Annotated in this window: 21 protein-coding genes; 8 read left to right on the forward strand and 13 right to left on the reverse strand. The window is 56.0% G+C overall.

The features are described 5' to 3' along the window. Positions 1-106: 106 nt before the first annotated feature. From OLTU_RS19030 to OLTU_RS19050, 5 genes are all read left to right on the forward strand, one after another. Positions 107-1,297: a saccharopine dehydrogenase family protein gene (locus OLTU_RS19030; RefSeq protein ID WP_141734347.1), complete on the forward strand. Its 1,191-nt coding sequence runs from the start codon at positions 107-109 to the stop codon at positions 1,295-1,297. 26 nt (positions 1,298-1,323) lie between these two features. Then, on the forward strand, positions 1,324-2,493 hold the full coding sequence (locus tag OLTU_RS19035) for an acyl-CoA dehydrogenase family protein (protein ID WP_141734348.1): 1,170 nt from the start codon (positions 1,324-1,326) through the stop codon (positions 2,491-2,493). Between the two features lie 12 nt (positions 2,494-2,505). Beyond that, positions 2,506-3,624 (forward strand): acyl-CoA dehydrogenase family protein, encoded by a 1,119-nt coding sequence (locus OLTU_RS19040; RefSeq protein WP_141734349.1) that lies wholly within the window; start codon positions 2,506-2,508, stop codon positions 3,622-3,624. A gap of 17 nt (positions 3,625-3,641) precedes the next feature. Beyond that, positions 3,642-4,433: a crotonase/enoyl-CoA hydratase family protein gene (locus OLTU_RS19045; RefSeq protein ID WP_218110133.1), complete on the forward strand. Its 792-nt coding sequence runs from the start codon at positions 3,642-3,644 to the stop codon at positions 4,431-4,433. A gap of 144 nt (positions 4,434-4,577) precedes the next feature. After that, positions 4,578-5,660 (forward strand): BamA/TamA family outer membrane protein, encoded by a 1,083-nt coding sequence (locus OLTU_RS19050; RefSeq protein WP_141734350.1) that lies wholly within the window; start codon positions 4,578-4,580, stop codon positions 5,658-5,660. Here OLTU_RS19050 and OLTU_RS19055 read toward each other — a convergent pair. Continuing rightward, positions 5,657-6,280 (reverse strand): HAD family hydrolase, encoded by a 624-nt coding sequence (locus OLTU_RS19055; protein ID WP_141734351.1) that lies wholly within the window; start codon positions 6,278-6,280, stop codon positions 5,657-5,659. The genes OLTU_RS19050 and OLTU_RS19055 overlap by 4 nt on opposite strands. A 63-nt stretch (positions 6,281-6,343) precedes the next feature. Here OLTU_RS19055 and OLTU_RS19060 point away from each other — a divergent pair, with 63 nt between their 5' ends. Then, positions 6,344-7,117 carry an SDR family NAD(P)-dependent oxidoreductase gene (locus OLTU_RS19060; RefSeq protein WP_141734352.1) on the forward strand — a complete coding sequence of 258 codons (774 nt, stop codon included), beginning with the start codon at positions 6,344-6,346 and terminating at the stop codon, positions 7,115-7,117. Between the two features lie 17 nt (positions 7,118-7,134). On the opposite strand, the gene OLTU_RS19065 is transcribed toward OLTU_RS19060, so the two are convergent. The 7 genes from OLTU_RS19065 to OLTU_RS19095 form a co-directional block, all read right to left on the reverse strand. Next, the gene (locus OLTU_RS19065) at positions 7,135-8,391 is read right to left on the reverse strand and encodes a serpin family protein (RefSeq protein ID WP_141734353.1); all 1,257 of its coding nucleotides are present in this window, start codon (positions 8,389-8,391) and stop codon (positions 7,135-7,137) included. Positions 8,392-8,453: 62 nt separating this feature from the next. Then, entirely contained in the window at positions 8,454-9,146 is a 693-nt protein-coding gene (locus tag OLTU_RS19070) for a hypothetical protein (RefSeq protein ID WP_141734354.1), read from the reverse strand. Between the two features lie 71 nt (positions 9,147-9,217). Continuing rightward, entirely contained in the window at positions 9,218-10,546 is a 1,329-nt protein-coding gene (locus tag OLTU_RS19075) for a hypothetical protein (RefSeq protein ID WP_141734355.1), read from the reverse strand. A gap of 326 nt (positions 10,547-10,872) precedes the next feature. Next, entirely contained in the window at positions 10,873-11,613 is a 741-nt protein-coding gene (locus OLTU_RS19080; RefSeq protein WP_141734356.1) for a TerC family protein, read from the reverse strand. A gap of 297 nt (positions 11,614-11,910) precedes the next feature. Then, entirely contained in the window at positions 11,911-14,529 is a 2,619-nt protein-coding gene (pepN, locus tag OLTU_RS19085; protein ID WP_245676873.1) for an aminopeptidase N, read from the reverse strand. Positions 14,530-14,699: 170 nt separating this feature from the next. After that, complete coding sequence (locus OLTU_RS19090) at positions 14,700-15,971, reverse strand: M28 family peptidase (RefSeq protein WP_176736766.1); 1,272 nt, start codon at positions 15,969-15,971, stop codon at positions 14,700-14,702. A 191-nt stretch (positions 15,972-16,162) separates the two neighbouring features. Continuing rightward, on the reverse strand, positions 16,163-16,693 hold the full coding sequence (locus tag OLTU_RS19095; protein WP_141734359.1) for a hypothetical protein: 531 nt from the start codon (positions 16,691-16,693) through the stop codon (positions 16,163-16,165). Between the two features lie 305 nt (positions 16,694-16,998). Between OLTU_RS19095 and OLTU_RS19100 the strand changes: the two genes are divergently transcribed. Further along, entirely contained in the window at positions 16,999-17,790 is a 792-nt protein-coding gene (locus OLTU_RS19100) for a hypothetical protein (RefSeq protein WP_141734360.1), read from the forward strand. Between the two features lie 324 nt (positions 17,791-18,114). Here the strand turns inward: OLTU_RS19100 and OLTU_RS19105 are convergent, their stop codons facing one another. The 4 genes from OLTU_RS19105 to OLTU_RS19120 all read right to left on the reverse strand — a co-directional run bounded on the left by OLTU_RS19105 (position 18,115) and on the right by OLTU_RS19120 (position 20,626). Beyond that, entirely contained in the window at positions 18,115-18,444 is a 330-nt protein-coding gene (locus tag OLTU_RS19105; RefSeq protein WP_141734361.1) for a rhodanese-like domain-containing protein, read from the reverse strand. After that, positions 18,445-18,813, reverse strand: a complete 369-nt coding sequence (locus OLTU_RS19110; RefSeq protein ID WP_141734362.1) for a hypothetical protein — start codon at positions 18,811-18,813, stop codon at positions 18,445-18,447. It abuts the gene before it with no gap. 30 nt (positions 18,814-18,843) lie between these two features. Further along, positions 18,844-19,596, reverse strand: coding sequence for a hypothetical protein (locus tag OLTU_RS19115; RefSeq protein WP_141734363.1), 753 nt, complete (start codon positions 19,594-19,596; stop codon positions 18,844-18,846). Positions 19,597-19,783: 187 nt separating this feature from the next. Next, the gene (locus OLTU_RS19120; protein ID WP_141734364.1) at positions 19,784-20,626 is read right to left on the reverse strand and encodes an endonuclease/exonuclease/phosphatase family protein; all 843 of its coding nucleotides are present in this window, start codon (positions 20,624-20,626) and stop codon (positions 19,784-19,786) included. Positions 20,627-20,743: 117 nt separating this feature from the next. Here OLTU_RS19120 and OLTU_RS19125 point away from each other — a divergent pair, with 117 nt between their 5' ends. Then, positions 20,744-21,082: an HPF/RaiA family ribosome-associated protein gene (locus OLTU_RS19125; protein ID WP_141734365.1), complete on the forward strand. Its 339-nt coding sequence runs from the start codon at positions 20,744-20,746 to the stop codon at positions 21,080-21,082. A gap of 93 nt (positions 21,083-21,175) precedes the next feature. Here the strand turns inward: OLTU_RS19125 and OLTU_RS19130 are convergent, their stop codons facing one another. Further along, on the reverse strand, positions 21,176-21,733 hold the full coding sequence (locus OLTU_RS19130) for a hypothetical protein (protein ID WP_218110134.1): 558 nt from the start codon (positions 21,731-21,733) through the stop codon (positions 21,176-21,178). Between the last annotated feature and the right edge of the window lie 13 nt (positions 21,734-21,746).

A 21,746-nucleotide genomic window follows, 5' to 3' on the forward strand; every position in this document is an offset into this window, starting at 1 on the left:
CGTTTTTTGCGAGCGCGTGCTTTCTGGAAAGCGCGAACGAAGCGCTTTGCGACCGTGAAAGCTTGTGCTAAAACAGGCTGCTGTTCTCTCAAAGTCGGAGGAAACTATGCAGACCGCGTTTGATCTCGTCATCTACGGCGCTACTGGCTTCACGGGCCGTCTTGCCTCTCAGTATCTCACCCGTGCCGGCGGTGCCGAAGGATTGCGCGTAGCGATAGCCGGACGAAGCCAGGCGAAGCTCGAGGCGGTGCAAACATCCTGCGACCGTAAACCCGAGATCCTTATTGCTGATTCCACCCGCCCGGAAAGCCTCGACGCGATGGTCCAACAAACCAAAGCTGTGCTCACCTTTGCAGGACCCTTTGCCATTCACGGCGAGCCTGTCGTCGCCGCCTGTGCGAAGTGGGGGCGTGACTATCTCGACATCACCGGTGAAACACCGTTCATTCGCAAGATGATCGAGCGCTATCAGGCGGAAGCGGAAAAAACCGGCGCCCGCCTGATTCCTTTCAGCGGTTTTGACTCCATCCCGGCAGACCTGACTGTATACCTGGCACTGGCTGCCGCCCGCAGCCGCGGCTTTCTTGTCGACGAACTCAGCCTCTACTATCAAATTCGGGGCGGTCTGAATGGGGGCACGCTCGCCTCGGCGTTGAACATTGCCGAGCACAGCAATGGCCGTGAACTCTTTGATCCGAACATTTTGATTCCGGATCCCAACTGGCCACGCGGACCGAAACCGGATCTCAAACCCCGCTATGAACCGGTGCTGGAACGCTGGACCGCTCCTTTCTTCATGGGCCCGATCAACAAGGCCGTCGTGCGCCGCTCGTCCTGGCTCCGCGCCGCGCAAGGCAAGCCCGATCATCCCTTCCAATATGAAGAACGCCTGCTCGTCGGACGCAACCTGGGCGTGGTGCAGGCTGGTCTTACCACCGGGGCTTTGGCCGGCTTCGGCCTGATGACCGGCAACAGTATCGGTCGTAACATTCTGCGGCGCTTCGGCCCCAAACCAGGCGAAGGCCCATCAGAAGAGGTTCGTCGCAATGGTTTTTTCCGCGGGCAACTTGTCGGCCGCAGCCAGGGCCTTTGCAAACTGATCGTGCGTATGGAACGGGAAGGCGATCCCGGCAACGAGGTGACCGTGGCTCTGGCCTGTGAAACCGCGCGGCTGGCGGCGGAAAACGCCTTTGCCGCCAATGTCAAAGGCTTCATCACGCCGACGGTGGCTTTTGGCGATCAATTGACCAAACGCCTTGAACAGGCCGGATTCCGGTTTCGCACCGAATTCGTCTGAAGGCAGACTCATCAACAGGGGGAACCATGCTCCAGGATTTTCGCACAGAAGTGCGTCAGTGGCTTGAGGCGAATTGCCCAGCCTCCATGCGAACACCGATCGTGGAAGAGGAGGAGGTTTGGGGCGGCAGCCAGGAAAAATTCAAGAACCCGGATTCCAAAATCTGGCTTGAACGCATGGCAGCCAAAGGCTGGACCGCACCCGAGTGGCCCAAGGCCTATGGCGGCGGCGGACTGAGTCCGCAGGAAGCTATGGTCCTGAAAGAGGAAATGAACAAACTCGGCTGCCGACCGGCGCTTTTGAGTTTCGGCATCTGGATGCTGGGCCCTGTTCTTTTGCAGTATGGAACGGAAGAACAGAAAAAACGTCACCTGCCGAAAATCGCCCGGGGTGAGATCCGCTGGTGCCAGGGCTATAGCGAGCCGGCGGCCGGATCCGACCTCGCGAGTCTCGGGACCCGTGCGGAAGCGGTCGGTGATCAGTTTGTGATCAATGGCTCCAAAGTCTGGACCTCCTATGCGGATGCCTCCGACTGGATCTTCTGCCTCGTGCGCACCGATTTCAATGTTTCCAAGCAACAGGGCATCAGCTTCATGCTGATCGACATGCATCAACCCGGCGTCAAAGTCGAACCCATTCGTCTCATCAGCGGCGCCTCGCCTTTCTGTGAGGTCTTTTTCAAGGATGTGAAAACGTCCAAGGACAATCTGATCGGTCCTTTGAACGGCGGCTGGCAAATCGCCAAGGCCCTGCTCACGCACGAGCGTCAGGCCATCAGCGAGATCAATAAAAAACCGAGTGAACTGCCGCTCGACATCATCGCCAAACAGAAACTGGCCACCCGCGATGGCCGAATCGCCGATGAACATTACCGCCAGCGTCTGGCCGCGTGGCACATGGACAACACCGCCTTTGAACTGACGCTCGAACGCGAAACGTCCCTGCAAAAGGCGGGACACTCGCCCGGCCCGGCTTCGTCGATGTTCAAACTCTATGGCACCGAACTCAACAAACGCAAGTATGAGCTGATGATGGAAGCGATCGGCTTTCAGAGTCTGGTTTGGGAAGGAACCGATGAGGCCAGGGAACGTCAGGCTGTTCGCGACTGGCTGCGTTCGAAAGGCAATTCCATCGAAGGGGGCACCAGCGAAATTCAGCTGAATGTCATTGCCAAACGCGTGCTGGGCTTACCCTGAAGGAGAGAAGACATGATGAACTGGGATATGACCGACGAGGAAAAGCTGCTCAAGGTTTCGGCTGCCAATTATTTCCGTGAAAAAATGCCGATCAACCATCTGCGCCGCGTGCGCGATACCAACGATCCTATGGGTTTCCCGCGGGAAGCCTGGAAGGAGATGGCCGAACTGGGCTGGACCGGTATTCTGATCGATGAAGCGCACGGCGGTTTGAATTTCGGCTTCCGTGGTCTGGGTTTGATTCTGGAGGCCGCCGGCCGACACCTGGCGGCCACGCCTTTGCTTTCCACGGTAGCCGGCGCCAGCCGTCTTGTGCAAAGACTCGGAAGTTCCGATCAGAAGGAATCCCTTCTGCCCGCCATCGCCTCCGGTGACAGCATCCTGGCCCTGGCGCATGATGAAAGCACACAGCACAGTCGGCAGATCGGCACGACCGCAACCACCAAGGGCTCCAGCTTTATTCTGGACGGCCGCAAATCCGTGGTCCTGGATGCTGCGCTGGCCGATCAGATTCTGGTGCTGGCCCGCACCGACAAGGGCCTCGGTTGGTTCCTGCTGCCGCAGAATGCCAAGGGTCTCGCTTGGGAACATTTCCGTTTGATCGATGGTCGTCCTGCAGCGCATCTTACCCTGCAGCAGGTGGAAGTTCCTGCGAGCGCCCGCATCGGCAGCGGCGATGCCATGGCTTCCTACGAGGACGTCTGCAATGCGGGAGCGGTCAGCCTCGCGGCGGAAATGCTCGGAGCGGCCAGCGCCGCCTTTGAAATGACGCTCGCCTATCTCAAGGAACGCAAACAGTTTGGGGTGCCTATTGGTTCCTTCCAGGCTTTGCAGCATCGCATGGCCAATCTTTACTGCGAGCTGGAGGTTTCCCGCTCAGTGGTGCAACGTGCTCTCGCTGCGCTGGATGAAAATCATCCTCAGGCCACGATGTTCGCGAGCCTCGCCAAGGGCAAACTCAACGAAGTTTTCCATGCCGTCGCCACCGAATCCATTCAGCTGCATGGTGGCATCGGCATGACCGATGAACACAATATAGGCTTTTTCCTGAAGCGCAGTCGTATCAACTCCGAACTCTTTGGCAGCGCCAGCTTCCATCGGGATCGCTATGCCCGCGCCGGAGAGTTTTAGAGCGGAAAGGAGAGCAGATGATGAACGAATCCAAAATTCTGGTCGAACGTCATGGTTCCATTCTGTCCATCGGCATCAATCGTCCGGCCAAGCGCAATGCGATTGATGTTGAAATGTTTTTTGAGATCGCCACGGCCTATGGAGTCCTGGATCAGGATCCGGAACTCCGGGTGGGCGTGGTCCATGCGATCGGGGATCATTTCTGTGCCGGCCTGGATCTTACGAAGTGGCAACACATTATCGCCGGCGGCCACATGCCCGAGTATCCGGAAGGATCCTGCGATCCTTTTGCCATGACCGATGGCCGCATCTGTCGCAAACCCATCATCTTCGCGGTCCAGGGTATCTGCTATACCTTTGGCGTCGAAAGCATGCTGGCGGCTGATATTCGCATCGCCGCTCGCGATACCCGCTTTGCTCAGCTGGAAGTGAAACGCGGTATTTTTCCCTTTGGTGGGGCCACGGTGCGCCTCGTACGTGAAATCGGTTGGGGACATGCCATGCGCTATCTTCTGACCGGCGATGAAATGTCAGCTGAGGAAGCGTATCGGCTCGGCCTTGTGCAGGAACTGGTGGAACCTGGACAGCAATTTGATCGGGCCATGGAACTGGCCGCGACCATTGCAGCCCAGGCCCCGCTCGCGGTTCAGGCCACGCTCGCATCGGCCCGCGAAAGCCTGCGCGACGGCGAGGATCTGGCCTTTGCCGGCCTCTTCCCACGCCTCCTGCAGATCGCCGGCACGGATGATGTGCAGGAAGGTCTGCGGGCCTTCACGGAACGGCGTCCCGGAGCGTTTGCCGGACGTTGAACTTTTTGCGGCCAGGGTTTCCTTGCAGTCCAGGGAAACTCTGGCATCCGGGCCTTGGCCAAACGCAGATTTTTTTCGCCAGGGTTGTCCTGCGGCCCAAGGAAACTCTGCCATCCGGCCCCTCAGCCCTTCCACGAGGTCATCATGCGGGTTGTCCTTGTCCTGCTTTCCTGGCTTTGCTTCTGCCCGAAGGCAGCAGCGGCCCCGGCCTCAAGCCCACCCGCTTCCTTTTCGCGCCTTTTGCCCGTCCTGTTTTATACTCCGGACACGGGTCTCGGTGCCGGCGCCTTTCTGATTCGCAATCTGGATGAGCCGGATCAGGGTGATCCCTCACAGCTCGTGGCCTTTGCGACCCTGACCCAAAGAAAGCAGATCATCTCCCGCGTGGAACCAAAGATCTATTGGGACGCCGGCCGTTGGGAATGGAGTGCTCAGCTCTCCGCCCAGGATTTTCCCAGTGAATACTATGGTCGCGGTTCCGTGGAGCTGCATCCGGATGATCCGGAAGCCTATGAAGACAAAAGCTTCAGCGTGGAAACGCGCCTCAAACATATGTTTTATCAACACCTGTTTTGGGAATTTGAACTGGGGACCGGCTGGCAACGCTTCACGGCCCAGCACGATGAACCCACACCCCTGGTGGATGCCGAGTTCGCGCGCTGGGGGCACAAAAGTCAGCAGCAAAACCTGGCCCTCGCCCTCGGCCATGACAGTCGCCCGAGTCGCGTGCGTCCCACGACCGGCCACCTTCTGCGGATCCTCTATCGTCATCAACGCTTTCAAACGAACACAGACGAGGGCCACTTTGGAATGAGCGGCCTGGACTGGAAACAGTACGTGACCTTGAATCCGCGGCAGTCGCTGGCCTTCCAGCTGGCCGCCGCGCAGATGGACCAGGTGGAAGTGCCCTTTTATTTTTTACTGGGCCTCGGCGGCAATCAGGTGCTGCGTGGATTTTATGGCAATCAGTTTCGCGACCATGCCATAAGCTATGGCCAGGCCGAATGGCGAACCCTGTGGGCGGAAACCTGGGGCTTTCGCATCTTCGCCGGTGTGGGCGCACATGCCGAACGCCTGACGAGCCTTGAGGAAGCGTCGGGCCAGGCCGCAGGCGGCGTCGGCATCGACTACTTTCTCGATCGCAAAAGCATGAACAATCTGCGGCTCGACCTGGGCTTCAGTCAGGATAATGTCGGCGTTTACTTTCTTTATGGCAACGCTTTCTAACGCCAGAGAAAGTCCAAAGGTGCCTCCAGAAGATCACCCTGCAGGTGAAACGCCTGCAGTCCGGCCCGGCGGGCGCCTTCGACATTCTCGCGGTTGTCATCGATAAAAAGCGTGCGGGCGGGATCCAGCCCATGCCGATCGGTGACATAACGATAGACTTCATGATGCGGTTTTCTCAGACCGATGAGATGAGAATAATAGGCAGCCTCAAAACAGGCATCAAAATTTTTCCCGCGCAAATCCTCGGCAATGATTTGATCAAAGGCGGCCTTATGAATGGCATTGGTGTTGCTCAAAAGAAAAACCCGGCGGCGGGCGGCCACCTTTTCAACGAAGGCCATGCGGGCGATCGGCAGACGGCCGAGCATGGCATTCCAGGCCTGGTTGATCGCCTCCACAGTCAGCGGCATGCCGGCCAGTTCCACAAGGCCCTGATGAAAATGCTGCGGTTCGATCCGACCGGTTTCCAGATCATCAAAGAGCGGACTCTGTTTGGTCTGTTGATAGTAATGATCGCTGCGGGGTCCGAGCAGTCCCCGCAAGGCTCTTTCGGTGGCCTGGTAGTTGATATCGAGCAAAACGCCGCCCAAATCAAAAATGACGGCATCACAGTCCTGCATGCTTGTCTCCCCGCGCTTCCCACTTTAATATTTGGCAGAGCTTGAACATGGAAAGGAATCATCATGACAGAAAAATGGGCGATCGTCACGGGCGCTTCCGGTGGAATTGGTCTCGATATCGCAAGGCTGTTGGCCGCGCGCGATTATCATCTGGTTCTGGTGGCCCGCTCCAAGGATAAACTGGAGGAGGCTCAAAAGGAGCTGGCCCAGGATTCCCGCCAGGTCCGGATCATGGTTCAGGATTTGACTCGCCCCGGTGCCTGTGACGCCCTGGTGAAGCAGACCGACAGCTGGGGTATCGTGCCGGAGGTTCTCATCAACAATGCCGGCGTGGGGGCCTGGGGACCTTTTCTGGACGGCAACCTCGAACTCGCCCGGGACATGATGACTCTGAATATGGATGCCCTGGTGCAGTTGACCCATCACTATGGCCGCAGGATGCGGGAGCAGCAGCGCCAGGGTTATATGCTGCAGGTGGCCTCAAGTGCCGCCTTCCAACCCCTGCCCTCCTATGCCGTCTATGCTGCGACCAAAAGTTTTGTGCTGAGTTTTTCCCGTGCGTTCAACTACGAGGCCCGGCGCCATGGGATCAGTTCCACCGCACTGTGTCCGGGTCCCACCTCCACGTCCTTCTTTGACAGGGCCCAGCACAAGCTGAACTCGTCGTTCCAGGCCTTGATGATGAAATCACCGGATGTCGCCCGTCAGGGTCTTGATGCGATGTTTGCCCGCGATGAATGTCATGTCGCGGGTTTCATGAACAAGGTGACGGCCGCGCTGCCCCGCATCATGCCGACCAGCATGATCATTCGCAGTGCGGCCTTGTTTATGAAGTAGAGGGCCCGGCCTGCCTTTCAGGGCGCTTCCGGATTGGCCACAATACCCTGGAACAGCAGCGCGCCCGTGATCCGATCGCGCAGCGCGAAAAAGAAGGGACGATCCGCCACGAATTCAGCGGTTTCCACCGGCTCGCCGGTGGTGCCGACGATCACCGCGGTGACGGCGGCTGCTTTGAAACCATGCTCATCCATTTCCACAGCGGTTTTTTGCAGGACATCACTGATATAGGCACGACCGCCCATCTTCGGTGTTCCCAGAGGCGCCATCTGCGCCAGACCAGGATCGAAAGCGCGCTGAATGCCGATGGCCTGCAGCGAATCCGTCAGGGATTTCTCAAAAGAGAATTTGAACTTGGGAAGGGCCACGTGTGCGACCTGCTCGCTCAGGCCCTGCACCAGGCTTTGATAGTCCGCCTGCTTCAAGTTGAAGATACTGCCTTCCGCGCCTTCCGGCAGCACCAGATCGAGCTGGAAGCGACCCATGATGCCCTCACCGCTTTCCAGCGCCCCGCTGCGGAAGGCAAGGGTAATCATCTTATACTGGCCGCTGCTGGCAAAGGGCAGAAGGAAAGCCCGCTGCTGCATCATGCTCACTGTTTTGGTGGAACCATCGGCCAACTGGAAGCTGTCGCTGCTCGTCAGCTCCGTGCTGAAGGGCAGGAGCCATTGGCCCTGAAAATAAAGGGCATTGAGCAGAATGGAGGCCATGTCCGGATCCAGCTTCTGGAGGATGCTCGGAATCATGCCGCCGGTGCTTTTGCTCACCCACTCATTGATATGCTGAATCGTGGCGGCTTCGCCGAAGGATTCGCTCGTCACCACCTCGTCGTCCGGCAGGATGGAATAAAAGGTTTCGGCATCCGTTTGAAATTTTGCTGCCAGATCGAAGCTGTCGCTATTCACCCAGACAGCGTTGGCGATGCGCAGAATTTCGGAACTGCCTTCATTGTTCATGAGGTTCTGCACCAGATCGCGCACCAGCGGATTGGTTTGCACCAGGGAATATTCATCAGTTCGCAGGGCGTTTTGAATTTCCTCGAGTGTCTCCTGTTCCGTCCCGTTACTGGCCAGGGACAGAGCCAGCCATGCGCTCAGCGGGGAAAACAGGAGGTTTTCCGTCCGGACCTGGGGCGCCTGCAGCTGTTCAAAGAGGCTCCAGCCAAAATCATTGTTGGCCTGCGCGGCCTCGTTGGTCAATGGCGCTCCGGCCCAGGCCGGAGCGGAAAGTGTCGCGGTCGTCAGCACACTGGTGAGCAGAGATTTCAACCACATGGATAGACTCCTTGGAAAAAGGGGGTTAAAAAACCCCCTCGTTGTTTCAGACCATCCCAGCCTCAGCTGGCTTGAGACTGACCCTGCTGAGCTGGATTTTGTTGTCCTGCTTCAGCTTCGCCTTGAGCGGGATCCTCCTGGCCGGGCTTTTCGGCATCTTCAGCCTCGCCCTGGGCAGGATCCTGTTCGCCAGGTTGTTGTTCGCCGCTTTCAGGCTTGCCGTTTTCGATTTGAGTTTGACAGCCGTTGGTGAACTGGCTGCCCGTTTGAGCTTCACCAACCTGCACCCAATCGACCAGCGATTCGGTTCCGTCCTTGCTCACAAAGCCTTCGGCGCAGAGTGTTTTCAGGCTGCTGACATGGTCGATGAAGTCATTGCAGCTCAACTCCACATAGCCTTTGTACAGCAGGGTTTTTTCCTGATAGTTCACGCACTCAAATTCCTGAGCCGCGAGGTTTTCTTTCACCTGTTCCGCCACGATCTGGCCTTTGCCTACGCCAGCGGCATTGTATTCAACCCACATGGGCAGAGGTCTTTTCTGAGTAATGGCGTCCCAGCGGTTTTCTGTTTTCGCGCATTCGATGCGAATGGAGAAAGGCTTCAGCTGAGCTGAGCTTTGGAACAGACGGCAGCGCTCCTTCATGCCATCAATCGTATAGGTTCCCTCGTTACCCAGTTCCACCTGTTGGCCAGGGCCGGCCAAGGCTGTCATCGACAGAAGAAACAGTCCAGAAGTCATAACTGTGATTTTCATAAACTATCCTTTGTAGAATATCCGTTGAAAGAACAATCCCAACGCCCGAAATCCCATCAGACGCTGAGAGACTAGTCCAGAAAAAATGAAGATGGATGCTTGAGCAAGGCCATGAGTGGATCCACATTGCTTTGCAGCGAGGTATTGAAAGATCCCGGCAGGCCACTCTCCTGCGGCACGACCACGTAATCAGGATGCGTCTGGCGTGAATTCCCCATCCATTCGCCGGCAATCACAACCAGTCGGCCTTGCTGGGCCTTCAGCTGCGGATCAACGAACAGTCGAAGCTGAAACTGATCAAAGGCGTAATCATTCATATTGGTCAGTTCCTCGCTCACCCGCGGGCGCATCTTGATTTTCCAAAGGCGCATCGAAGCCTGGTAGGCATTATCGAAGGCGGGGTCCGCATGGATCACCCAGTCCACTTTAAAGACGGGCTGCTGCCACACCTCGGTGCCTGCCGTATCATCGATGATGAAGGTCTTTTTCAGGCTGCCCAGATAGGTAAAGGCCAGACGCAGCAAAGCCTCAGGCCGGATATCCTGATACGTCCCATCGGTTTCAAAATCACCGTTGTAACGGACGCCGTAGATCGTGACGGGATACGTTTCATGGAGTTTGATGAGCAGGGCCTTTTGATCCGATATACTGAGTTGCTCACCGAGCACGGTGATGGGCCCCTTGGGCTCAGGCTCCAGAATGGACGCGTTGGACCAGGCGTTGCAAAGTCCTTCCCAGCTTTCCGGATGCCCCGCGGTAAACGAGGCCTCCCAGGCCTGAGCCTCTGAAGGACGCCCAATACGCGCCATCATGCGATCGACCTTGGCCATGATGGAATTATCGCCCGTATAAAGAATGGGATCATAGCGTGGGTACCAATAACCCGCCCAGGGTGGAGGGACCTCACGTGTTTGCCAGTTGGGTTGATCCTTGGGACTGATGCTGGCAGGATTCAATTCCAATGGACCGTATCGTTCCATCACCTCTTGCACCACCTTCAATTCCAGATGATGATAGGCGATATCAGGGGCCGTCGCACGCGTGTCCCGCTCCGTGTTTTGCAGGATTTCCTGCAAGGCAAGGTATTTATGTTCCAAGGCTTGCAGTGACTCCGCCTGAGCCCCGCGCGCGATCATTCGATAATGTTCCAGAGCACGGTTGAGCTTCAAACGTAAAAAGGAAAGTTCACGAGGCGCTGGTTTTGTTTTGATCTGTTCCCAAATCCCGGTGATGTCCCGCATCAGACTTTCGCAGGTGGCCTGTTGCAGGGCGGGACAAGGCCTGTCACCCAGAACGCTGATGGGACCCATGTTTGCCGGTTCTGCAGCCCAAGCTCCCTGCTGACAAAAAGACAAAACAATACAGACAAACCCAACGCGATACATCCGAAGTGTTTCCATGCTTCACTCGTTTTTTACAACTACATTAAGGCGAGATTTCAAAGAAGTCTGTTTGATGTTTAAGTTTGAGCGACTTTTGCGTCAAGGTCTAAAAAAATCTATTTTTACTGATAGTCAGGATTGTTAGGAGTCTTTCCCAGCTGTCCGGCCCAGTCTGCTGCGACATGGCGTTCCGTAGGAAACTTACGACACATGCGCCACGCTTATGGACTGATGAATTCCCACCATTTTATGGGGGTCATGGCTCATGGGAAACTTGTCATTTTACGAGGAAGGGAGGGTGAAAAATCCGGACCCGGCAGGCCGGGTCCTTTTCTTTTCGCGGTTCAGGAGCGCGTCTCACTCAAGGACTTTTTATCTTTGCTTTTCTTGGAGCGCGTGCGCAGGTTCAGCATTTCCACCGCGACGCTGAAGGCCATCGCAAAATAGATGTAGCCTTTCGGAATATGCAGTCCCGCAGCATCCGCCACCAGCACGAAACCGATCATTATCAGGAAGGACAGAGCCAGCATTTTGATGGTGGGATGGCGTTCCACAAAATCACTGATGGCTTTGCTGGTAAAGACCATGACCGCGAGTGCGATCACGTTCGCCGCCACCATAATCGAAATATGTTGGCTCATGCCCACCGCAGTGATCACCGAATCGAGTGAGAAGACGATATCGAGAAGGGCGATCTGCACCAGAACGCTGCCAAGCGTTACCGTGCCTTTGATATCGTGTCCTTCCTCATCCCCTTCGAGTTTTCCGTGAATTTCCTTGGTCGCTTTCCAGATCAGGAAGAGTCCACCGACAAAAAGAATAATGGATTTCCCGGAGATCGGCCGACCAGCGACTTCGAAGAGAGGATGCACAAGACCAACGATCCACGAAATGGTGAAAAGCAAAAGAAGCCGCGAGATGAACGCGCCCATGAGGCCCAGGCGACGGCCTTTGTCACGCTGCTCGGGCGGCAGGCGCGAGGACAGAATCGAAATGAAGATGATGTTATCGACACCCAAAACGATTTCCATCGCCGTCAGGGTGATAAGACTGAGCCAGGCTTCCGGTGAACTAAGTAATTCCATAGAAATCCATCCTGAAGATTTGCGAAAAAAGACGAGTTATTATGCCGCAAAATTCAGCGGCCGCCTAGATTTCCTGAAAAATGTTTAGCGGGAGGGTTTCAGTCAAACCAACATGGAATAAGGTTTGTATGGCATGGATGCGGGCCCTCTGGCGGCGAAACCAGGCGACTCCACAGGTTGGGGCTATGGCAGGATGACAATTTTGACTGTCGCATCAAAAAAGAGACAAGGCGGGAGGGAGGCGAGCAGCGGAGTTGGCATCAAAAGTCCCCTGGGTGACCAGGGGACCACGGAGACTCAGCCCTGGCGACTGCTCAGAAGCCGGGCCATTACCTTCTGGCAACGTTCATTATTCTGACGAGCCGCCTTCAGACCATCGTGAATGGACTGCGGGTAGGGTTTGGCGATCAACTCGTCGATGAGCGGCAGGGTCGAGCTATCGCAGCTCACCGGCAGAAGATTCATCACATAGGACCGCACCACGCCCGGTTCCGCTTTGGTGACGATCTGATCGATCTCCTTGCGGTAGGTCGGTTCATAGCGCTTCAAAAGCTCACGCTGCGCGCGCGGGAAGAGGTTGCCCATGATCGCATAACGCTCCTGACCGGACATGCGCCGTTCGGCTTTGACGATGGGATCGAGCATTTTCATCTTCTGATCATAGTTCGGGAATGCGGCCTGCACGGCCAGGTAACGGCGATGGCCCAGACTCGTCGGATCCTTTTTCTTTTCCGCGTCCGACCAGGCCAGAACCTCCTTGTGTCCCAATCGGCTCAAGGATTCCAGAAGGCTCCAGCGTTCATCCTGATCGATCGTGACGTCCGGGAAGGTGGTCTTGCCCTGCCAGAGGCTGAGCAGTCTATCCGTGCGATCGGCCATGGTCAGCAGCTGCCGATACGTGCCCCACTGAATTTTCTTGCTGTCCGCCGGCAGGGAGGACTTCAAGGTTCCTTCATAGACCTGAATCAGATCCTGGAGGAGTTCCTGCTTCACCGCCGGCTCGGGGATCCATTCCACAAAGCTGAGAAGATCGCGATCCACGTTGCCATCAATGGCGCGCAGCACTTCGTAGTCCTTCTCCAGGGGCAGCTGCTGCACGAGAAAGCGGGTGTAATCCTTCAGGGAGAGATCGGTGCTCACGATCATATCGGACACCGCATTCCACACCATGATGCGCTGCATGGGATTTTCGATCGCCTGCAGATGCTCCGCCGCATTCTTATAGCTGATAGGATCCAGGACCACCTTCACGTAGTCATGATCATTGTGATTGGGAATCACGAGATCCGGACAGGTAAGGCCCTTGGCCTCCTTCCAGGTCGTCGAAGCGGACTGATACCCCACCGCGGCTTCCTTGATCAGTTCGAAGCTCTTCTTCTTCCACTTGTAAAGCGCCAGCTGGGTTTTATGTTCCCGCAGCGTGGGCTGTTCCGGAAGGGCCGATTGCTTGAGATGAAACTGATCGATTTTTCCTTTACGGCAGGTGAAGTCCACCGCCAGCGTATTCACACCCGCCGTGTGCAGCCATTCCTTGGCAAAGGTCTGCAGACTGCGGCCGGTCGCCTTCTCCATCGCCGCGATGAAATCATTCACCCGCGTATTGCCAAAGGCATGCTCATTGAAATAAATCTGCAGACCTTTTTGAAAGGCCTTCTCTCCGACCAGAAAGTGCAGCTGCTTCAAAAACGAAGCGCCCTTGCCATAGGTGATGCCATCAAAGTTGGTCGACATGGTATCCGGCACCTCGGTCACGATCGGATGCGTGGTGACGAGCTGATCCTGGAAATACGAACGACTCTTGCTGCGATGAAAGCCTATCCAGGTGTTGGGAAAGCGCGGGTCCGCCGCCATCGTCATCGTGCCAGCGTAGGTGGCGAAACTTTCGTTCAACCAGAGGTCATTCCACCAGTGCATGGTCACGAGGTTGCCCGACCACATATGCGCGAGCTCATGCTGGATGGTGCCGGCCAGGGACTGCTCATCGGCCGCCGTGCGCTTGCCGCGAACCAGAAAGCGTTCCGAGAAGGTGACCGCCGCCACGTTTTCCATCGCACCAGCGTTGAAGTCAGGCACCACCACCTGATCATACTTGCCGAAGGGATATTCATAGCCCATGTACTTGCCGAGGAAATCCAGCCCATGCCGCGTGGCCTTGAACCACTGATCGACCGGCATATACTGAGCCAGGGACTGCCGCGCCATGACCCGCAGGGGAATGCGGAAGGACTTGTCCTCCCAGATGCGATAAGGCCCGGCATGCAGCGCGAAAAGATAGGTGGAGAATTTCTGCGTCTCGGGAAATTCCCAGACGTTCTTTTCACCATCCGCTGTCACCTTGCTTTCGCGCACCGAGGACACCACGGTCCAGGATTTGGGAACCTTGACCTTGAGCTGGTAGGTGGCCTTCAGATCGGGCTGATCAAAGTTTGGGAAAACGCTGTTGGCCGCATAGGGTTCGAAATGGGTGAAGGTGTAAACCTGCTGATCAACCGGATCGCGGAACCAGTAAAGTCCGTTGCCGTCCTTGCTGTAAGGATGCTCATAGCGAATTTCGACTTCATTTTTGGCATTCGGCTGCAGGAGCTTTTCGTCTAACTGCAGCGCCACATCATCGGCTTCAAACTTCACCGTGCGCCCATTAACCTTGACGGACTCCACGGTCCCCTTGGCAAAATCGACGCGCAAAGGCTGATGTTGCGGATGAAAGGTGAAGCTGATCCGCACCGTGCCTTGAAAGGGTGTATCCGCTTCCGGCAGGTCCAAATCGAGAGCATACCGCACATCCGCAACCTGTTTTTTGCGCAGTTCGGCTTCAGCCTGCTTCAATACCGCTGGTCCCCCCAGCGCGGCCGTGGCCACAGGATAAATTAGACCCAGTCCCAGCATCAGACTGGCTAGAGACGGCATGCAACGCATCACGGGAGTCTCCTCAAACGCTCGCTTCTTCACTTTGGTGAATTCACAAGTCAGGTTTACAAAATCATGAATTCTCCCAGCATTAGCCGGATGGCGATGAATTGTCAACTCAGCTTGATTGCCTACGGTTGCACACCTGTGTTTCAGAGAAACACAGGTTGCAGAAGGGCTCAGGGCGCGGTGACGAGACCGGCATAATGGGCGAGGAAGCTCAGCGAGAGTTTCACAAATTCGGCGGACTGTGTGAAGGCGCCGGAGCTGGCGATCACGTCATTCGGTGTGTGAATCTTGCGATTATAGTTGGTCGGGTTTTCCGTGGGAAACACCACCGGAACGCCGAGGCGATTCCAGGAACGGTGATCGCTGGTGCCAGCGAGCAGACGATTCTTGTCGACTTTCACCGTCTGATATTGCGCCAGCAGCGTTTCCATGGACGCCGTCAGCTGCGGATCGCTGTCATTGGTGATCAGCCAGATCATGTCCTCTTTCGCGCCTTTGAACATGTTCATATCATTTTGCATCATGGCGATCACATTTTTGCCGCCATTCACATAGCGCCGCGCGATTTCCTGACTGCCGATCAGACCCAGTTCCTCCACGGCATAACCATGGATTTCCACCGTGCGATCAAAATACAGATCATGAGCGATGATGTTGCGGAAAACTTCCAGGTTGGAGGCCGTGCCGCTGGCATTGTCATCCGCACCAGGAGCCAGATCAGAGCCACGCGCGATGCTATCGATATGACTGCCGAGCACGATGATGTCTTCGGGATTCCTTTGCCCTCGGATCCGTACGACCAGACTGGGTTGCGAGTAACCACTGTGCGCGACCTTCTCGAAGGTGATATCGTTGCGACCGGCGGCCATATCCTGATAAAGCTTCAGCAAAAGTTCGGTGACCGCACCGGCGTTGCTGCTGCGACCATAGCGGGTGCCGAGGTCGACCATCGCCTGAACAGTTTCCTGAATCGCCGCGGGGCTGACCGTTTCATGAAGGGACGGGATGGCCTTGACCTTCTGCGTGACCGCGATCACCGGTGTCGCCGTCTTTGCCGTGAAGTGAAGTGGGACTTCATCCCCAAAGAGCCGTATGAGTTGCCCGCAGGCCCAGCGTTCATCGTGAAGTTCGGCCGCGGCCTGTTCCAGGTTGGATGCCGGGATTTCCAGCACGGCCAGGGCTTCCGGCACGAACGCGGTGACCCGACCAAAGCGCTCCAGGGTGAAACGATCATACCGCGAGTCGTCCAGATTCAGGTAATAGAGATCCTTGAAATCCTCGTCACGAGCTTCAGGGGTCCGGGTGATGAAAAAACGATCGGTGACGAGGAGGGCGCTGCCACCCGATTCCTCCATCACCGCACCGCGATCCAGCACCTGAACCGGACCGGCCTGAGCCAGGCTGGTCGCCACCCCCATCCACACAGAAAACACAATACGCATACATCTTCTCCTTTGTTGATAAAATCCAGTGTGCGTTGCTTCCAGGATGGACACAGATTGAAAACTCTTCAATGGCTGCTGGGAGGGGGATCCGATAAAGTGATCGCTGCAGACACCTGCCATAAAAAAGGCCTGCCCCGCAGACGAACCATCTGCAGGCAAGCACAACCATTCCGATCAGGCCGTCAGGATCAGCGGCGGGCAAAGGCTTGCTGGCATTCCATTTCCGCCCGGCGATAGGACGAACTGTAGATCTTGTTGCGGCAGAAATTCCGCACATGCTGCTTCAGTCCATCGTAACAGGTCGACAACGCCTGCTGAAAGCAGGTGTTGGCCATGCGGTTGCTCATGATCGTATCGTTGCAGACCTGCATGCCGAGGTTGGACCCGTGTTGATATCCGGTGAGCGGGCATTCCCCCTGCGGTTCGCCTTGATGGTTGCTCTGGGTGCTGTGGCAGCTTTGGGCCACCTCTGCCTCAACCTTGGCGATGCCGTCCTTGTAGCCGCGATGATATTGGGAACCGGAGAGACCCCGCTGCATATGCGAGAGTTCAGCGAAGTATCGATCGGAGCGGAAGCAATCCTTATGATATTTCGCGCTCCATAAACGCGCGGCCATATCCCGACCGGCGTTATACCCCACATTCTGAGCCCCATGAGCGAAGGCTGGACTTGATTCCAAAATCAAACAGGCAATGCTGGACATGAGCAGGTAACGCACAACGCAACTCCTTTGGTTGATTCCGACTTTCTCCTCTTCAGCAGCAAAGGCTGTTCCAGAAAACGCATGAGCCTTCCGGCAAGGCTTTGATCCGGACCGGACCTTCTCCCCACCATCCGGCATTTCCGATCGAACACGCTCCCCCCGTGCCCGATGACCATCGGCTGTGAAGGAAAAGTAACAGCCCATCCGCTTGACAGCTGTGCGGGTTTCCCGACAGTGTCAGCCCCATGAATTCAAGCACTTGGCCCTGGCCCAGGACTTGGAAGTAAGGATATGGACACCGTGCCTTTGGAGAGTGGTGTATGCGATCCCTACTTCTGCTGTTGATCTGGTCCCTGGTGGGCTCTGCTGCGGCGGCACCCAAGGTGAAAAAGAAGCGTGCGGCGGCTGCAAGTCGAAGTGAAGACCTACGCATGTGGGACGGCAGCGTCGCGGACGTGGACTGGGTCAACGACAACGAAAGCCCCAAGACGGCCAGTCGTTCCAAGGAATCACGCCACTGGGTGACTCTGAGCGCCGGAGCCGGACATCGCGTTTTCAAGCTCGACACTGTGATGGTGCAGAAGGATCAAGCGGGTGACCCACTGAATGAAGGTCTTTTTACGGACCTCGTCGATAGTCATGATGCCTTTGAGGTACGCGCCCTGGTCCACCCCTTCAGTTTTCTGTCCATGGGCGTCAGCTATCACATGGATGATGCGAAACTCAAGGTCAACAGTGAAACCGCGTCCATCGCCCCGCAGGAATACTCAGGACTGGTCCAGATCGGTCCGCGCTTTGGCTTCCTGCGGCTCTATGGTTTCTATTCCCAGATCTTTGCCAGCCGTTCCCAGGCCTCCATCAGCGCGGCGACGCGTGTGGGTGAGCCGGACGTCAAGCAGTCGTTTCAGGTGGACGTGAAACAGAGCGGAGGCGAAGGCGGCGTCGGCACCAGTTTTTATTGGGGTCCTGTCGGTCTCTATGCGGAAGCCGTGCGCTCGGTGAATCGCAGCTATGAACTCAGTCTTGCCGATAGCGATGGCGTCACAACCTTTCAAGCTTATGCCCAGCCCACTTTCAAAGCCTGGCAGTTCGGACTGTCGCTGAATTTCTAAAAGCATTCTGCCCAAAACCTTGACAAATATGCCGTCACGTAAGGATTGTCCACAGATTCTCTGTGGAAATGATTGCATTTTTTTGTGGAATTATCTTTGCACTGCGGACAACAGAACCTGGCCACACACCGAGGAGTGACGAATGAGCAAACCATCAGACGAAGGATGACGACACGTGATTCACTCCTGTGGATGTGAGTATTGCTGCCCCACAGCAAGGACTCATCGGTTCCTGTTCGCAGCGGATGGAACACTCCCTTTCTCCATCTCGCGGACCCCTCTCCCTCGTTATTGCGGATAGCGTCAGCTATCCGCAATTTTCTTTTACTGAGTTGGCAAAAGTCCGGCCTGCCAGGCGATCATACCGCCGCTGACATTGTAGAGCCGCTGGAAACCATGTCCGGCGAGAATCTCGCAGGCGCGAGCCGAACGCTTGCCGGAACGGCAAATCAGGTAGATAGGCTCGGCTTTGTTGATGCCCAGGTCGGAAATCACCTGGGGATCACCGAGTTCACTCAAAGGCAGGTTGCGACTGAACGGGGCGCGCAGTTCGCTAAACTCATCCGCTTCGCGCACATCAATGAGATGCACCGATCCGAGTTTTTGATACTGCTCATAGACCTCGTCCGCTGTCGTTTCTTTATAATGACTCATTCAGCGTACTTCACTGCGTATCGCAGCCCGGCGATCGATCAGCTCCACCTGCTGCGGTTGGTCTCCGGATACGGCTCGATAGGAGCGCGTTCCCCCCTCGCTCCAGACGATAATGACCTGACGGGAATCTGACACTTCCAGTAAACGGGCAAAATCACCCGGTTCCATGTAATAGTCTGACTCACTGCCCGCACCACGTCTGGCTATTTCAAAACGTGCGTCCAGGTGTCCAGGAACCCTGATGCTTTGGGTGGTGGGATTAAAATGAATGGTCAGGCCGGTACCACCACCAAGTCCACCAATTCCCCCACCGTGGGCCACCTGGGCCCCCAGAACGAAGAAAAGAGCAATTCCAAAGTAACTTTTCATTCTGTGTATCCCCTGTCATCAGCTGGTCTTTTAGCGCACAAAATCCGTGAACATCGTCAAGTGCACAGGCAAGGCCCCGCTATTCGATTCGTCCGCCATAATTTCCCAGATGCGCCGACGCGCCTCCTGCATAATTGCGCGGACTTCTGTCACGGCATTTGGACTAAGGTTGGTCATGCGTGTCCATACCCAAGCCTCAGCCGTACTCAATTCCAAAAGTTCGATATTCAGTTCCGCCTGACGCTTCAGGTCGCTGCTATTCAGCACCAAAGCATCTTCCACGATCGGGATGATGGATCCATCATTGAGAACCATTGCAACTTGGGCGGCAATGAATTCTTCGAGGATGGAAATGCCATCCACACCAAACTTTTTTAAGATATTCTCACGTGAAATTCCAGCCAAAATCCAGCCGTATAAACGGTAGTGGTGAACGGACTGAAAGACCTTGCGCACGATATTTGAGTCTTTTTTGATCTCGTCCTTTTGCGGCGCCTTCACCCGTTTGTCGGCGAACGTTTTCAGGTTGCGCGCGTACTCATCCATGAACTCCGGAAAATGTTGTTCGAGCAGGGTGCTCGCTTCATCCGGGACGATATGGGTAAGAATAAGGAAGGCATCATAGAAGGAGCAGCTGGCATCCTCACCACCCTTGCTCAGGCGTCGCAGAGTCGGGAGCCGCACATCGATTTGTTCAGCCAATTGTTCCAGGGACTGACCTGTCGTGAGCAGGTAGCCCCTGATTTTTTCTTCCAGCAACTGTGACAGCGGTATGAGAGGCATCTTTCTGGAATCCTGCGTTCAAGACCTATCAAAATCGAACAGTATGCGGTTAAATTGCGACGCTGCCTGTGAAAACGCAAGCAGGACTTGAGATTGCTGCGTTCTTTTCAGTATATTTTGGTTCCAACTGAAGAAGGATGAGGGGTTTCCAGACCGGAATTTTCCGCGATGGATCATTTCCAGGCGCCTAGCGCTTCGGCTCATACTCCAAAACGGCGCGGATCGGAAAGTGATCCGACGATTTAATCCGCGTTTCAACCCATACCTCTTTGACGTTGAGATTCCGCACAAACAGCTGATCCAAATGGTCGACCGGCCGCCTTGGATCCCCGGGGATCGGCACATAATGCAGGCCCAGTTCCTCCAGCTTGCCCGCCACGGCTTTGAAGTACTTCGGCGTAAACGTATTGAAGTCACCCGCAAAGATAATCGGCCCCTTGTGCTGCGGCAGGTGATGGATCAGGTAGTCCAGCTCTTCCACCGCACGCTTGATGGTCCGAATCAGGGTCGCATGGATGTTGACGACCATGAGGCTCTCCTCGCAATGACCCAGGGCATAGCTTGTCACCAGGGCCGCTTTCGGCGTTTTCAGCACCGGCTCCGGGTACTTGCAGAGGATGCGCAGAGGCGCTTCGTCCGTCATCATCCGCGCTAACGTCATCACCCCATCGCGCAGCTGATCAAGGCGCTCGTAGGACGCACCGTGCACGCTGAGAAAGCCCTCGGGGGAAAGCTCCATAAGGGACCGTCGCGACATGAGGGCTTCCTGCAGCAGGACCAGATCGCTCTGAAAACTGAGCAGACGAAAGTCATTGTAAAAATGTTCACCACCGTGACCCTTAAAAATATTCCAAATCGTCACGCGCAGCGGCCAGGGCCCCCAGCAGCCATGTTCGGCATTGCCGGAGAGCCAGACCGGAGTATCGATCTCGCGATTGATTTTCATGACTTTGCTGAGACTGCGTAGCACATGCTGATAGGGCCGCCGGGGTTTGACAACTTTGGTCTTCTTTTTGGATTTTACAGGCATGCAGGCTCCGCATCAGGGATTTTACACTCCAGTCTTGCGCATGCGCGAAAACTTCGCTTCTATAGTGGGGAATTCCGTTGGACGTCTTGATTTCTGAACCATAAAGGAGCATCGCCCATGATGATCGACACTCTCTTTCGTCGGATGCCGCCGTCGCCGCGCCTGCATGGGTATGCGCGGCAAAAATTGGAATCGTGCGCTGAACTTTGGAATCGACGGCTGGATTTGCGGCTGACCTTTGCTCAGGAACCCCACGGCGTTTCGGTCGAACTCTGCGGACGTGACAGTGATGGCCATTACATCTCCTGTCATGGTCAGGGCGCTGATGGTTTTCGGGCGATTGACAATCTCTGTCACAAGCTGGGTCCTCAGGGACTGCTTTTGTCCCATAATCCACCGCCTCCAATGCCGTTTCCAAGCCGACGTCCTGGCAACAGGAAAACCCCTCTGCTTTGAGGTCGCGAGGAAACAACACGCCCGTCAAGGCGGTCGTTCCTTTGCTTATACTAATGATTTGGGGTCTATCGGGCAAGACTCAGAGCGCGACAGTTAGAGGAGCCAGCGAACCGAAAGTCCGGAACTGCCCATGTACTCAGGATCGAAAGTTTTGGCGTCGGTGAAATAGGCAAGTTCGCTGTCGAGGACTGCAAATTCAAAGGCCACGGCCAGCTGGTTCTGCACGCGGAATTCCACGCCACCGACCAGCGCCGGGCGCAGGGCGGAAGCTGGGTAATAACCCCGCGGGTAGCGATCAGGCACCTGCAAAAAGAGTTCACTATCCGGGCTGTAGTTCACGGACAGGCCCATGTAAGGACGCAGACGCACGGTATCCCGCGAACCGATCGCGCCCATGTAGGCCAGCGATTTCAGAGTCCACGAATGCACGGCTTCACCGGCCAGCTCGGGCGGCGTATAGCCATACAAAAGATCAAGCGCCCAGGTGTCACGCCACTCGTAACCAAAACCTGCAGCCAGATAACCGGCATAGGCCGCATGCTGCGTAATAGCCGAATTGGGTAGCCAGGGATTTTCGGTGGCGCCCCTTTTGAAAACGGTGATCTCCTGAGCCACGAGAGTGGAACCCGACAGGAGCAGGAGTGGAAGCATCCAACGGAAGAAT

Origin of the sequence: Oligoflexus tunisiensis (assembly GCF_001748245.1) — a bacterium.
Taxonomy (GTDB): Bacteria; Bdellovibrionota_B; Oligoflexia; order Oligoflexales; family Oligoflexaceae; genus Oligoflexus; species Oligoflexus tunisiensis.

What these genes read in the sequence shown, in the direction of transcription:
- OLTU_RS19030 (WP_141734347.1), top strand. Translation starts at nt 107, where the DNA reads ATGCAGACCGCGTTTGATCTCGTCATCTACGGCGCTACTGGCTTCACG.
- OLTU_RS19035 (WP_141734348.1), top strand. Translation starts at nt 1,324, where the DNA reads ATGCTCCAGGATTTTCGCACAGAAGTGCGTCAGTGGCTTGAGGCGAAT.
- OLTU_RS19040 (WP_141734349.1), top strand. Translation starts at nt 2,506, where the DNA reads ATGATGAACTGGGATATGACCGACGAGGAAAAGCTGCTCAAGGTTTCG.
- OLTU_RS19045 (WP_218110133.1), top strand. Translation starts at nt 3,642, where the DNA reads ATGATGAACGAATCCAAAATTCTGGTCGAACGTCATGGTTCCATTCTG.
- OLTU_RS19050 (WP_141734350.1), top strand. Translation starts at nt 4,578, where the DNA reads ATGCGGGTTGTCCTTGTCCTGCTTTCCTGGCTTTGCTTCTGCCCGAAG.
- OLTU_RS19055 (WP_141734351.1), bottom strand. Translation starts at nt 6,280, where the DNA reads ATGCAGGACTGTGATGCCGTCATTTTTGATTTGGGCGGCGTTTTGCTC.
- OLTU_RS19060 (WP_141734352.1), top strand. Translation starts at nt 6,344, where the DNA reads ATGACAGAAAAATGGGCGATCGTCACGGGCGCTTCCGGTGGAATTGGT.
- OLTU_RS19065 (WP_141734353.1), bottom strand. Translation starts at nt 8,391, where the DNA reads ATGTGGTTGAAATCTCTGCTCACCAGTGTGCTGACGACCGCGACACTT.
- OLTU_RS19070 (WP_141734354.1), bottom strand. Translation starts at nt 9,146, where the DNA reads ATGAAAATCACAGTTATGACTTCTGGACTGTTTCTTCTGTCGATGACA.
- OLTU_RS19075 (WP_141734355.1), bottom strand. Translation starts at nt 10,546, where the DNA reads ATGGAAACACTTCGGATGTATCGCGTTGGGTTTGTCTGTATTGTTTTG.
- OLTU_RS19080 (WP_141734356.1), bottom strand. Translation starts at nt 11,613, where the DNA reads ATGGAATTACTTAGTTCACCGGAAGCCTGGCTCAGTCTTATCACCCTG.
- pepN (WP_245676873.1), bottom strand. Translation starts at nt 14,529, where the DNA reads ATGCGTTGCATGCCGTCTCTAGCCAGTCTGATGCTGGGACTGGGTCTA.
- OLTU_RS19090 (WP_176736766.1), bottom strand. Translation starts at nt 15,971, where the DNA reads ATGCGTATTGTGTTTTCTGTGTGGATGGGGGTGGCGACCAGCCTGGCT.
- OLTU_RS19100 (WP_141734360.1), top strand. Translation starts at nt 16,999, where the DNA reads ATGCGATCCCTACTTCTGCTGTTGATCTGGTCCCTGGTGGGCTCTGCT.
- OLTU_RS19105 (WP_141734361.1), bottom strand. Translation starts at nt 18,444, where the DNA reads ATGAGTCATTATAAAGAAACGACAGCGGACGAGGTCTATGAGCAGTAT.
- OLTU_RS19110 (WP_141734362.1), bottom strand. Translation starts at nt 18,813, where the DNA reads ATGAAAAGTTACTTTGGAATTGCTCTTTTCTTCGTTCTGGGGGCCCAG.
- OLTU_RS19115 (WP_141734363.1), bottom strand. Translation starts at nt 19,596, where the DNA reads ATGCCTCTCATACCGCTGTCACAGTTGCTGGAAGAAAAAATCAGGGGC.
- OLTU_RS19120 (WP_141734364.1), bottom strand. Translation starts at nt 20,626, where the DNA reads ATGCCTGTAAAATCCAAAAAGAAGACCAAAGTTGTCAAACCCCGGCGG.
- OLTU_RS19125 (WP_141734365.1), top strand. Translation starts at nt 20,744, where the DNA reads ATGATGATCGACACTCTCTTTCGTCGGATGCCGCCGTCGCCGCGCCTG.
- OLTU_RS19130 (WP_218110134.1), bottom strand. Translation starts at nt 21,733, where the DNA reads ATGCTTCCACTCCTGCTCCTGTCGGGTTCCACTCTCGTGGCTCAGGAG.